Origin of the sequence: Burkholderia sp. WAC0059, assembly GCF_002870125.1 — a bacterium.
In the GTDB taxonomy this organism is placed as follows: domain Bacteria; phylum Pseudomonadota; class Gammaproteobacteria; order Burkholderiales; family Burkholderiaceae; genus Paraburkholderia.
The window spans coordinates 35,379-48,126 of record NZ_PNEO01000018.1 but is presented as its reverse complement, the minus strand read 5'-3'; the positions used below and the strand labels follow the sequence as shown (position 1 = coordinate 48,126).

General features: G+C 66.7%; 10 protein-coding genes and 1 tRNA gene. 10 read left to right on the top strand and 1 reads right to left on the bottom strand.

Annotation, left to right across the window (positions count from 1 at the left end):
• The first annotated feature begins 239 nt into the window (after positions 1–239).
• From CY652_RS18165 to folE2, 4 genes are all read left to right on the top strand, one after another.
• Positions 240–584, top strand: coding sequence for an exodeoxyribonuclease VII small subunit (locus CY652_RS18165; protein WP_102132105.1), 345 nt, complete (start codon positions 240–242; stop codon positions 582–584).
• Positions 581–1,462: a polyprenyl synthetase family protein gene (locus CY652_RS18160; protein WP_102132104.1), complete on the top strand. Its 882-nt coding sequence runs from the start codon at positions 581–583 to the stop codon at positions 1,460–1,462. Before CY652_RS18165 ends, CY652_RS18160 begins: the two co-directional genes overlap by 4 nt.
• A gap of 85 nt (positions 1,463–1,547) precedes the next feature.
• The gene (gene dxs, locus CY652_RS18155; RefSeq protein ID WP_102132103.1) at positions 1,548–3,455 is read left to right on the top strand and encodes a 1-deoxy-D-xylulose-5-phosphate synthase; all 1,908 of its coding nucleotides are present in this window, start codon (positions 1,548–1,550) and stop codon (positions 3,453–3,455) included.
• Between the two features lie 159 nt (positions 3,456–3,614).
• On the top strand, positions 3,615–4,421 hold the full coding sequence (gene folE2, locus CY652_RS18150; protein ID WP_102132102.1) for a GTP cyclohydrolase FolE2: 807 nt from the start codon (positions 3,615–3,617) through the stop codon (positions 4,419–4,421).
• A gap of 88 nt (positions 4,422–4,509) precedes the next feature.
• Here folE2 and tsaD read toward each other — a convergent pair whose 3' ends face one another.
• Entirely contained in the window at positions 4,510–5,535 is a 1,026-nt protein-coding gene (gene tsaD / locus CY652_RS18145) for a tRNA (adenosine(37)-N6)-threonylcarbamoyltransferase complex transferase subunit TsaD (protein ID WP_102132171.1), read from the bottom strand.
• Between the two features lie 123 nt (positions 5,536–5,658).
• Between tsaD and CY652_RS18140 the strand changes: the two genes are divergently transcribed.
• The 6 genes from CY652_RS18140 (at position 5,659) to CY652_RS18115 (ending at position 12,640) form a co-directional block, all read left to right on the top strand.
• Positions 5,659–6,882: an NAD(P)/FAD-dependent oxidoreductase gene (locus CY652_RS18140; RefSeq protein ID WP_102132101.1), complete on the top strand. Its 1,224-nt coding sequence runs from the start codon at positions 5,659–5,661 to the stop codon at positions 6,880–6,882.
• A gap of 71 nt (positions 6,883–6,953) precedes the next feature.
• Positions 6,954–7,166 carry a 30S ribosomal protein S21 gene (rpsU, locus tag CY652_RS18135; RefSeq protein ID WP_013434742.1) on the top strand — a complete coding sequence of 71 codons (213 nt, stop codon included), beginning with the start codon at positions 6,954–6,956 and terminating at the stop codon, positions 7,164–7,166.
• Positions 7,167–7,438: 272 nt separating this feature from the next.
• Positions 7,439–7,885 carry a GatB/YqeY domain-containing protein gene (locus CY652_RS18130; RefSeq protein ID WP_102132100.1) on the top strand — a complete coding sequence of 149 codons (447 nt, stop codon included), beginning with the start codon at positions 7,439–7,441 and terminating at the stop codon, positions 7,883–7,885.
• Positions 7,886–7,999: 114 nt separating this feature from the next.
• Entirely contained in the window at positions 8,000–9,892 is a 1,893-nt protein-coding gene (dnaG, locus tag CY652_RS18125) for a DNA primase (RefSeq protein ID WP_102132099.1), read from the top strand.
• A gap of 116 nt (positions 9,893–10,008) precedes the next feature.
• A complete protein-coding gene (gene rpoD / locus CY652_RS18120) occupies positions 10,009–12,399 on the top strand; it encodes an RNA polymerase sigma factor RpoD (protein WP_102132098.1) in 2,391 nt (796 codons plus the stop codon).
• Between the two features lie 153 nt (positions 12,400–12,552).
• Positions 12,553–12,640 (top strand) — tRNA-Ile (locus tag CY652_RS18115).
• Positions 12,641–12,748 lie beyond the last annotated feature (108 nt).

Here is a 12,748-nt window from a genome sequence, read left to right as displayed (position 1 = left end):
AGATTCGATTTAGGGAGCCGGCCATTATACCTGCTTCCCGTCCCCGGGGGCGACTAAGTGACTGATTACTGTTAAATTTCGGGGTCGATACCGGGCCCGTTCGGGGCTGCGCCGCGATTTTTGCGTTTGCGCAAGATACGGCTTTGGCTGTGGCTCTAAAGGGACATCCGGGGGAGAGCGGGTCGAAGTGGGCGCTTTTGCCGTAGAATGTCCGCCTTGTTTCAGATTTGCGACCACTCATGGCGAAATCCGCACCGAAAGACCGCGCCGTGGCGACGGGAGAAGGCGCAACAGCGGGCATAACGGCCGGGGCTGCAGCGGGAACCGAAGCGGCGCTGCCCGAAAGCTACGAGGCGGCGCTCGCGGAACTGGAGGCGCTCGTTGCGCGCATGGAAGGCGGCAGCCTGAGCCTCGAAGAATCGCTGGCCGCCTATCGGCGCGGCGCCGTGCTGGTCCGGTTCTGCCAGCAGCAACTGGAAAAAGTGGAACAACAGGTGCGTGTGCTTGACGCGGAGACCCTGCGGCCCGTGCCGCCCAATACGACTACAGGCAGTTCCGCCCAGGGCGGAGACGATGATCTATGACATTTAAAGAATGGTCCGGGCAGGTCCTGGATCGGGTCGAATCGGCGCTCGAACGTTATCTGCCGGCGGCCGACGTGGTGCCCGGACCCCTGCACGAGGCGATGCGCTATGCGGTGCTGGGCGGGGGCAAGCGGGTGCGTCCGCTTCTGTGCCACGCGGCCGGCGTGCTGACGGGCGCGACGGCGCCCGCGCTCGACGCCGCGGCCTGCTCGCTGGAGATGATCCACGTCTATTCGCTCGTGCACGACGACATGCCCTGCATGGACGACGACGCGCTGCGTCGCGGCAAGCCGACGGTGCACGTGAAATACGACGAGCCGACTGCGCTGCTCGTGGGCGACGCGCTGCAGTCGCAAGCTTTCGTCACGCTGACCGACGCGGTGCTGAGTCCGGCGCATCAGGCCGTGCTCGTGCGCGAGCTCGCGATCGCGAGCGGCTCGGTCGGCATGGCGGGCGGCCAGGCCATCGATCTCGCGAGCGTCGGCGAGACGCTCACGCGGCCGCAGCTCGAAACCATGCATCGCATGAAGACCGGCGCGCTGCTGCGCGCGGCCGTGCGCATGGGCGCGCTCGCCGGGGAGACGCCGTCGGCCGCTTCGCTCGAGGCGCTGGATCGCTACGCGGCCGCCGTCGGGCTGGCGTTCCAGGTGGTGGACGACATTCTCGACGTCACCACCGATTCGGCCACGCTCGGCAAGACCGCGGGCAAGGACGCGAAGGACGGCAAGCCGACCTACGTATCGATCATCGGCCTCGATGCCTCGCGCGCGCTCGCCCAGCAGCTTCGGGCCGACGCGCACGCGGCGCTCGGGCCGTTCGGCGCGCGCGCGCAGCGCCTCGCCGAACTCGCTGACCTGGTCGTCGACCGGGTCAGTTGAATGCGCCGCTCGCCGCTGCGCCGTCATCACGGGGGTACGGCGCGAAAGAATGCGGGCGCGCCAGTTTTCCTACAATGGAACGACGATGTACGACTTGCTGAAAACCATTGACGATCCGGCGGACCTGCGTCGTCTCGACCGCCGCCAGTTGCAGCCGCTCGCCGACGAGCTGCGGGCCTTCGTGCTCGACAGCGTCTCGCAGACGGGCGGGCATCTTTCGTCCAACCTCGGCACGGTCGAACTGACGATCGCGCTGCACTACGTGTTCGACACGCCGCGCGATCGCATCGTCTGGGACGTCGGCCATCAGACGTACCCGCACAAGATCCTGACCGGCCGCCGCGACCAGATGCACACGCTGCGCCAGCTCGACGGCATTTCGGGCTTTCCCCGCCGCAGCGAATCCGAATACGACACGTTCGGCACCGCCCACTCGAGCACGTCGATCTCGGCCGCGCTCGGCATGGCCATGGCGAGCAAGCTGCAGGGCGAGAACCGCTTCTCGATCGCGGTGATCGGCGACGGCGCGATGACGGCGGGCATGGCGTTCGAGGCCATGAACAACGCCGGCGTGATCGAGGACGTGCCGTTTCTCGTCATCCTCAACGACAACGACATGTCGATCTCGCCGCCCGTCGGCGCGCTCAACCGCCACCTCGCGCGGCTGATGTCGGGCCGTTTCTACGCGGCCGCGCGCGCCGGCGTCGAGCGCGTGCTGCGCGTCGCGCCGCCGATGCTCGATCTCGCGCGCAAGCTCGAGGAGCATGCGAAGGGCATGATCGTGCCGGCGACGCTGTTCGAGGAATTCGGTTTCAACTACATCGGCCCGATCGACGGCCACGACCTCGACTCGCTGATCCCGACGCTGCAGAACATCAAGGAGCTGCGCGGCCCGCAGTTCCTGCACGTCGTGACGAAGAAGGGGCAGGGCTACAAGCTCGCCGAGGCCGATCCTGTGCTTTACCACGGTCCCGGCAAGTTCAATCCGGCCGAGGGCATCAAGCCGCCGGCGACGCCGAGCAAGAAGACCTATACCCAGGTGTTCGGCGAATGGCTTTGCGACGCGGCCGAACTCGATTCGCGCGTGGTCGGCGTCACGCCCGCCATGCGCGAGGGCTCGGGGCTCGTCGAGTTCGAGAAGCGCTTCCCGGACCGTTACTTCGACGTCGGCATCGCGGAACAGCATGCCGTAACGTTCGCGGGCGGCCTCGCGGCCGACGGCATGAAACCCGTTGTGGCGATCTATTCGACGTTCCTGCAGCGCGCCTACGACCAGTTGATCCACGACGTCGCGCTGCAGAACCTGCCGGTCGTGTTCGCGATCGACCGCGCGGGTCTCGTCGGCGCGGACGGCGCGACGCACGCGGGCGCCTATGATCTCGCGTTCCTGCGCTGCATCCCGAACATGACGGTGATGGCGGCCTCCGACGAGAACGAATGTCGCCAGATGCTATACACGGCGCTGCAGCAGCCGAATCCGACGGCCGTGCGTTATCCGCGCGGCGCCGGCACGGGCGCGGCCACGGTCAGGCAAATGGCCGCGCTGCCGCTCGGCAAGGGCGAAATCCGCCGCGAGAGCGCCCAGCCGGCGGGCAAGCGCATCGCGATTCTCGCGTTCGGCACGATGGTCGCGCCGTCGCTGAAGGTCGCGGAAGAACTCGACGCGACCGTCGCGAACATGCGTTTCGTGAAGCCGGTCGACGCGGAGCTGATCCGCAAGCTCGCCGAGACGCACGACGCGCTCGTCACAGTCGAAGAGGGCTGCCTGATGGGCGGCGCGGGCTCGGCCTGCGTGGAAGCCCTGCTCGAAGGTGGGGTTATCAAGCCCGTACTACAATTGGGCCTCCCCGACCGCTTCATCGATCACGGCGATCCGGCCAGGTTGCTGGCGGGTTGCGGGCTCGATGCGGCCGGTATCGCGAAGTCGATTCGCGAGCGCTTTCCCGATCACGCGGCGAACGCGTCCGGGAAGTCGGTGATGCGCGTCGCTTGACGCGCCGGGCTCACCGCCGCATGGCCAGTCGATAGACGCAGGCGGCGGTCTCCTTCCCGTTCGAACCGGCAGACCCCCGTCGGGTCTGCCTGCCAGCGCCGGCCTTGGCCGGCGCTTGTCGTTGCGCGCCCCGGTCGCGCGGCCAATGAGGATGACACGATGAACCAGATGACTCCGGCCTTCGCGATGCCGGACGTGCAAAGCTCGGTGGACACCCGCCAGATTCCGATTCAGCGCGTCGGCGTGAAGGCCGTGCGCCATCCGCTGACGGTGCGTACCGGCAACGGCGAAGCGCAGCCCACGGTAGGTTCGTGGAATCTCGACGTCCATCTGCCGGCCGAGCAGAAGGGCACGCACATGTCGCGCTTCGTGGCGCTGCTCGAAGCGCACAAGGCGCCGCTCGAGCCGGCGACGCTGCGCACGATGCTCGTCGCCATGCTCGACAAGCTCGAGGCCGAGGCCGGCCGCATCGAAGTGTCGTTTCCGTATTTCGTGAAGAAGGTAGCGCCCGTCTCGGGCGTCGAAAGCCTGCTCGACTACGAGGTGACGCTGACGGGCGACGCGCGCAACGGCGCGACGCGCCTGTTCGTGAAGGTGCTCGTGCCGGTGACGAGTCTGTGCCCCTGCTCGAAGAAGATCTCGCAGTACGGCGCGCACAACCAGCGCTCGCACGTGACGATCAGCGTCGAGACGGCCGGCGACCTGCCCGTGGAAGACCTGATCCGCATGGCCGAGGAAGAAGCGTCGTGCGAACTGTGGGGGCTGCTCAAGCGGCCCGACGAGAAGTTCGTGACCGAGCGCGCCTATGAAAATCCGAAGTTCGTCGAGGATCTCGTGCGCGACGTCGCGCAGCGGCTGAACCAGGACACGCGCGTGTTCGCATACGTGCTGGAGGCCGAAAATTTCGAATCGATCCACAACCACAGCGCGTATGCCGTGATCGAGCACGACAAGCGGCTTGCGTAAACAAGTCCGGGGTTTTGCGGTTTGCGACGACGGCCGCCCGCGAGGTTCACGCGGGCGGCCGTCGCTTTTGTCGGGCAGGGTGAACGGATCAGCGCGAGAGCGAGGCCAGATCCCAGCGCGGCCTGACCGTGAACGCATAGTCGCGCGTGGCCTCGTCGGGCCAGCGCGCGAGGCGCAGCGCGCCGGCCAGCGCGATCATCGCGCCGTTGTCGGTGCACAGCGAGAGGTCCGGGTAATGCACGTCGAAGCCGCGCTTTTGCGCGGCGGCCGACAACGCGGCGCGCAACTGGCGGTTGGCGCCGACGCCGCCCGCGACGACGAGGCGCCGGAGTTTCGTGCGCTTGAGCGCGGCCAGCGATTTCGCGGCCAGCACGTCGACGGCCGCATCGACGAAGCCGCGCGCGAGATCGGCCTTGTCCTGCTCGCCGATGTCGTTGCCGAGCCGCTTCACATGCGTGAGCACGGCGGTTTTCAGCCCGCTGAAGCTGAAGTCGAGATCGCCCGAGTGCAGCATCGGACGCGGCAGTTCCACTGCGCCGGGCGTACCCGTTTCGGCGAGCCGCGAGACCTCGGGGCCGCCGGGGTAGCCGAGGCCGAGCAGCTTCGCGGTTTTGTCGAAGGCCTCGCCGGCGGCGTCGTCGAGCGTTTCGCCGAGCGTTTCGTAGATGCCCACGTCGGTCACGCGCATCAACTGCGTGTGGCCGCCCGACACCAGCAACGCGACGAACGGGAACGGCGGCGGCGCGTCCACGAGCAGCGGCGACAGCAAATGCCCTTCGAGGTGGTGAATGCCGATGGTCGGTCGCCCCCACGCCATCGCGAGCGCGTTGGCGACGCTCGCGCCGACGAGCAGCGCGCCGGCGAGGCCGGGGCCCTGCGTGTAGGCGATCGCGTCGATGTCGCCGCGCGCCGCGCCGGATTGGTCGAGTACCGCTTCGAGCAGCGGCAGCGCGCGCCGGATATGGTCGCGCGAAGCCAGCTCCGGCACGACGCCGCCGTAGTCGCGATGCATCGCGATCTGCGAATGCAGGGCGTGCGCGAGCAGGCCGCGCCCGGTGTCGTAGAGCGCGAGGCCGGTTTCGTCGCAGGAGCTTTCGATGCCGAGAACGAGCATGGTGAAACGCACGGCGTTTGTCGCGCGGGAGGCGCGCAACGCCGCAACGAGGGAAGAAAAGGCGAATCGGGAAGTATAGCAGCGCGGGCGGAGGCCGGCGGACGGGCAGGTACAATGCGCGCCATGGAATCCTTCGACATCGCCGTGATCGGCGCGGGAGCGGCCGGCATGATGTGCGCGGCGGCGGCCGGCCAGCGGGGCCGCCGCGTCGTGCTTGTCGATCACGCGCCCCGGCTCGCGGAAAAAATCCGCATCTCGGGCGGCGGGCGCTGCAACTTCACCAATCTGCATGCCGGACCGGCGAACTATCTGTCGGCCAATCCCCACTTCTGTCGCTCGGCGCTCGCGCGCTACACGCCGCAGGACTTTCTCGCGCTGCTGCGCCGGCATCGCGTGAGCTGGCATGAAAAGCACAAGGGGCAGTTGTTCTGCGACTCGTCGAGCGAGGCGATCATCGAGGTGCTGCGCGCCGAGTGCGACGCGGGCGGCATCGCGTGGCGCCGGCCGCTCGCGGTCGAGGCCGTGCGCGCCGAAACGGCGGGCGGCTTCGCGCTCGATACGCCGTCCGGCACGATTCGTGTCCGTGCGCTCGTCGTCGCGACCGGAGGCCTGTCGATTCCGGCCATCGGCGCGACCGATTTTGCCTACCGGATCGCGAAGCAGTTCGGACACCGGCTCGTCGATACGCGCCCGGCGCTCGTGCCGCTGACGTTCGCCGCGCAGGACTGGGCGCCCTATGCGACGCTGGCCGGCGTATCGCTGGCCGTGCGTCTGGCGACGGGCGAGCGCAAGGCCGCCGGCGTGTTCGACGAGGATTTGCTGTTCACCCATCGCGGGCTTTCGGGTCCCGGCGTTCTGCAGATATCGAGCTACTGGCAGCCGGGGCAGCCCGTGCGCATCGACTTGCTGCCGGAGCGCGACGCCGCGTCGGCGCTGATCGAGGCGAAAAGCGCCACGCGGCGGCAGATCGGCGGTCTGCTCGCGGAGTGGGTGCCGGCGCGGCTCGCGCAGGTCTGGCTGGCGGCGCGCGAGGTGCCGGCCGACGCCCGGCTGGCCGATCTGCCGGACCGGACGCTGCGGCGCGTCGGTGAGGGATTGTCGCAGTGGACGCTCACCCCGAGCGGCACCGAGGGCTTTCGCAAGGCCGAGGTGACGCGCGGCGGCGTGGATACGCGCGAGCTGTCGTCTGCGACGATGATGAGCCAGCGCGTGCCGGGGCTCTATTTCGTCGGCGAGGTCGTGGACGTGACCGGCTGGCTGGGCGGCTACAACTTCCAGTGGGCGTGGGCCTCGGGCGTGGCGGCCGGCGAGGCCGCCGCCGACTACGCGGCACGATCCGGCACTTGACCTTTGCCTGTCTTTGTGCCCCTGCGTCTGCTATACTCGATGCTCTTTGCCATGGTTCCTTTAAAACGGAAATGACGACCATTCGCGTAAAAGAAAACGAGCCTTTCGAAGTGGCGATGCGCCGCTTCAAGCGCACGATCGAGAAGAACGGCCTGCTGACCGAACTTCGTGCGCGCGAGTTTTACGAAAAGCCTACGGCCGAGCGCAAGCGCAAGAAGGCGGCTGCGGTGAAGCGTCATTTCAAGCGGCTGCGCAGCCAGATGCTGCCGAAAAAGCTCTACTGACGGGCAATGCGTCTGGCCGCGGTCGCAGCGTCGCGATCCGGCAGCGCAGACGGCGGCGCGGCGCCGCCGCTCCCGTCGTGCGGCGCCTGGGTTCGCGGACCGCGCAGGGCGTCTTTTTTCGTGATGTGGCCGCAACCGTGACCCATCCCGCGCCGACCCGCCTGGAGTTCTTTCAGGCGGGTTTTTGCATTCTGCGCGGCAACTCCGGTAGCGCATCCGGTACGGCCCGGGCCCACGGGCATTTTTGCAACCCAACGCATTTCAGGTGAGTGATGAGTCTCAAGGACCGGATCAACGACGACATGAAGACCGCCATGCGCGCGAAAGAGACGGCGCGCCTCGGCACGATTCGGCTGCTGCTCGCCGCGATCAAGCAGCGCGAAGTCGACGAGCGCGTGACGCTCACCGACGCCGACATCACCGCGGTCATCGACAAAATGATCAAGCAGCGCAAGGACTCGATCAGCCAGTTCGAAGCGGCGGGCCGCACCGACCTCGCGAACAGCGAAAGCGCCGAGCTGGCGGTGCTCGCGGCCTATATGCCCGAGCAGTTGTCGGAGGCCGAGGTCGTAGCCGAAGTGCAGGCGGCCGTCGCGCAGGCCGGCGCATCCGGTCCGCAGGACATGGGCAAGGTGATGGGCGTGCTCAAGCCGAAGCTGGCGGGACGGGCCGACATGACCGCCGTCTCGGCGCTCGTCAAGGCCGCGCTCGCGAAGTAGGCGCACGGCCGCGCGCGGCGCTCGTCCGGCCAGGCCGGGCACGCCGCGGGCCCGCCGCTGGCGGGCGCCATGCGGCCGGCGTTGTCCGCCATCGTTCGCCATACAGGCCCCGGGATGATTCCGCACGCGTTCCTGCAGGATCTGCTGAACCGCATCGACATCGTCGACGTGGTGGGCCGCTACGTGCAGCTCAAGAAGGGCGGCGCCAATTTCATGGGGCTTTGCCCGTTTCACAACGAGAAGAGCCCTTCGTTTACCGTTAGTCCTGCCAAGCAGTTCTATCACTGCTTCGGTTGCGGCGCGCACGGCACGGCCATCGGTTTTCTGATGGAGCATGCGGGGCTGACGTTCCCCGAGGCGGTGAACGAGCTGGCCCAGTCGGTTGGCCTGAGCGTGCCGCAGGAGCCGTCGCCGTTGCGCGGTGGGGCTTCGGGCGGCTCGGCGGCGGGGGGCGGCGGCAGCGGCTATGCGCCGGCGGCGTCGAAGGCCGTGACGACGGCGCTGTCCGACGTCATGCAGACGTCCTGCGATTTTTATCGCAAGCAGTTGCGCGGCGCGACCCACGCGATCCAGTACCTGAAAAAGCGCGGCCTGACGGGCGAGATCGCCGCCCGTTTCGGCATGGGTTATGCGCCGGACGGCTGGCAGAACCTCGAGTCCGCTTTCCCCGATTACCGGAACGAGGCGCTCGTCGAGGCGGGGCTCGTGATCGTGAGCGAAAAGCAGGACGCAAACGGGCAGGCGCGCCGCTACGACCGTTTCCGCGAGCGGATCATGTTCCCGATCCGCAACGTGAGGGGGCAGGTGATTGGCTTCGGCGGGCGCGTGCTCGACGGCGGCGAGCCCAAGTATTTGAATTCGCCGGAAACGCCGCTATTTAACAAGGGCAGCGAGCTTTACGGGCTGTTCGAGGCGCGGCTCGCGATTCGCGAACAGCGCTACGTGCTGGTGGTCGAAGGCTACATGGACGTGGTCGCGCTCGCGCAGCTCGGATTTCAGAACGCCGTCGCGACGCTCGGCACCGCGTGCACGCCGGTCCACGTACAGAAATTGCTGCGCCAGACCGACACGGTCATCTTCAGCTTCGACGGCGACGCGGCGGGCCGCCGGGCCGCGCGCCGCGCGCTCGACGCCTGCCTGCCCCACGCGGCGGACAACCGGACGATCCGGTTTCTGTTCCTGCCGACGGAGCACGACCCGGACAGCTACGTGCGCGAGTTCGGCGCCGAGGCGTTTTCGCAGCAGATCGAGCGCGCGATGCCGCTCTCGCAGTTCATGCTGAACGAGGTGCTGGCGGGCAAGGAACTGGACCAGCCGGAGGGACGCGCCCGCGCGCTCTTCGACGCGAAGCCGCTGCTGCAGGCGCTGCCGGCGAACGCACTGCGCGCGCAGATCATGCACATGTTCGCGGACCGGCTCGACGTGCCGGTCGAGGAGGTCGCGGCGCTCTGCGAGGTCGACGCGCGAATCGCGGCGGCGGCGCGCTCGGCGCCCGCGCGCAAGGACCGGCATCTCGTGACGGGCATCGAGCGTCGGTCGCTGCGCAATCTCGTCATGTATCCGCGCATCGTGGCGCAGCTCGATGAGGAAGCCGAACGGGCCTTGATCGCGCTGACCCGGCACGGCGAGCTGTTCGAGGAGGTGACGACGCACGCGCGCGCATTGGGCGACGCGGCCGAGTTCCAGTTGCTCTCGGACCTGCTGCGCAACGGCGCCAACGCGCCTACGTTCGAGGAGATTTTTCGCGAAATTCTGGACTATGATGAAAATGTCCGGGATTTGCTGATGAAGAACCCAGAAGACGGCGCGGTGATCGAGGAGCGGCGCGAGCAGGAGCGGCTGACCGGCGAGGAACTGGCCGCGGCCATTCTCAAGATGCGTTACGACGCGTGCTGCGACCGGCTCGACGTGCTGTCCCGCCAATCGAAGCACACGTCCGAAGAGCTGGCCGAACTGATGGCGCTGAATCAGACGCGGACTGACATGAAACGTCAGCTCGGGTTGTAAGCATGGGGACGACGAGGCGGGAAGGAGGGTTTTCCCGCGTGCTATAATAAAAGGTTCTCAGCGGTTTGTTTTGGTTTTTCCGGGCAATCCAGTTTCCAGTAAGGGCGGAATTCGCAATGGCAAAGACTACGGGCGAAAAAAAGGTGGCAGGCAAGGACTCGACGCAGCCGGCCAGGACGGTCACACAGGCCGGAGCCACCCGTTCCGAAAAGAGTACGTCTGCTGCCAGCGCCGCGCCTGTCGCCCGGAAAAAATCCCAGGCTGCTTCGGCCGCGCAGGCGGCCCCGGCACGCGCGGCGAAAGCCGCCACCCAGCCGGCGGCGAAGCAGTCCGGTTCGAGAAGCTCCAGGCGAGCGCCTGCCGTTGCGGACGATGCGGCAGAACGCGAGACTCCAGTATCCACGGTTCAAGAGGCTGTCGTCCAGCAGCCCCGAGTCGAGACTACAGCCGGTACGGCGAACTCCATGACGAAAAAGCTGAACGAAGTATCCGTCGATGACGACGCGAATCCGGGCGAAGACACCGCCGCGCCGACTCCGGGCAAAGGCGAGAAGGCGCGCGCGCGCGATCGCCGCGCGAAGGAAAAAGCGCTGCTGAAGGACGCGTTCGCCTCCACCCAGCCGGGCACCGTCGAGGAGCTCGAGGAGCGCCGCTCGAAGCTGCGCGCGCTGATCAAGCTCGGCAAGGAGCGCGGCTTCCTCACGTATGCCGAAATCAACGATCACCTGCCGGACAACTTCACCGAGACCGAGGCGATCGAAGGCATCATCGGCACGTTCAACGACATGGGCGTGGCCGTCTACGAGCAGGCGCCCGATGCCGAAACGCTGCTGCTCAACGACAACGCGCCCGCCGCGTCGTCCGACGACGAGGTGGAAGAGGAAGCCGAAGTCGCGCTTTCCACGGTCGATTCCGAGTTCGGCCGCACGACCGACCCGGTGCGGATGTACATGCGCGAGATGGGCACCGTCGAGCTGCTCACGCGCGAGGGCGAGATCGAGATCGCCAAGCGCATCGAGGACGGCCTGAAGCACATGGTGATGGCGATTTCCGCGTGCCCGACCACGATCGCCGATATTCTCGCCATGGCCGAGCGAGTGGCGAACGACGAGATCCGCGTGGACGAACTCGTCGACGGCCTGCTTGATCCGAACGCCGCGGATACCGACGGCTTCTCCGCGCAGGAAGCGGAAGAAATCGAGAACGAGGCCGACGCGGAAGAAGCAGAAGAGGAAGAAGAGGAAGAGGACGACGACGGCACCGCGCAGGCCACGGCCAACGCGGCGCAACTCGAGGCGCTCAAGCGCGCGTCGCTCGAGAAGTTCTCGCTCATCAGCGAATGGTTCGACAAGATGCGCCGCGCGTTCGAGAAGGAAGGCTACAAGTCGAAGGCCTACCTCAAGGCGCAGGAAACGATCCAGAACGAGCTGATGTCGATTCGCTTCACCGCGCGTACCGTCGAGCGTCTGTGCGACACGCTGCGCGCCCAGGTGGACGAGGTGCGTCAGGTCGAACGCCAGATTCTGCATACGGTCGTCGATCGTTGCGGCATGCCGCGCTCGGAGTTCATCACGCGCTTCCCGGGCAGCGAAACCGACCTCGACTGGGCCGAGAAGATCGTCGCCGAAGGCCATCTGTATAGTGCGATCCTGTCGCGCAACATTCCGGCGATCCGCGAACAGCAGCAGCGCCTGCTCGATCTGCAGGCGCGCGTCGTGCTGCCGCTGAAGGACTTGAAGGAAACCAACCGCCAGATGGCGGCCGGCGAACTGAAAGCGCGCCAGGCCAAGCGCGAGATGACCGAGGCGAACCTGCGCCTCGTGATCTCGATCGCGAAGAAGTACACGAACCGCGGCCTCCAGTTCCTCGACCTGATCCAGGAAGGCAACATTGGCCTGATGAAGGCCGTGGACAAGTTCGAATATCGCCGCGGCTACAAGTTCTCGACCTACGCGACGTGGTGGATCCGCCAGGCCATTACGCGTTCGATCGCGGACCAGGCGCGCACGATCCGGATTCCGGTTCACATGATCGAGACGATCAACAAGATGAACCGCATCTCGCGGCAGATTCTCCAGGAAACCGGCCTCGAGCCGGATCCGGCCACGCTTGCCGAGAAGATGGAGATGCCCGAGGACAAGATCCGCAAGATCATGAAGATCGCGAAGGAGCCGATCTCGATGGAAACGCCGATCGGCGACGACGACGATTCGCATCTGGGCGACTTCATCGAGGACACGAACACGGTCGCGCCGGCCGACGCCGCGCTGCACGCCAGCATGCGCGACGTCGTGAAGGACGTGCTCGACTCGCTGACGCCGCGCGAGGCGAAGGTGCTGCGCATGCGCTTCGGCATCGAGATGAGCACCGACCACACGCTCGAGGAAGTGGGCAAGCAGTTCGACGTGACGCGCGAGCGGATTCGCCAGATCGAGGCGAAGGCGCTGCGCAAATTGCGTCACCCGAGCCGTTCCGACAAGCTGAAGTCGTTCCTCGAAGGCAATTGACGCTTAACGCCGCGATGGCGACCGGCGGGTGCAACGCCCGCCGGCATGGACTCCGTCATATGCCTCTGCGTGAGATGGCGAGGCCGTAGTGGTTCGTGTACCATTGCGGCCTGTTGTTGCGAGGCCCGGCCTTTTCAGACCGGGCTTTTTGTTGGGCCGGACGCCGTGCTGGTTGCAGGCAGCGGACTCATAATCCGCCTCCGAGAGGACATCGTCGGTTCGAATCCGACCCGGCCCACCAAGCTTTCTAGCGGTTTTGGAAGCCCTTTATGTGGCGTAAAGCATAACTTGGCCATCTGGCCACGTTATGCTTTATTTCACGAACGGCCACATTTTGCTTTATCGGAAA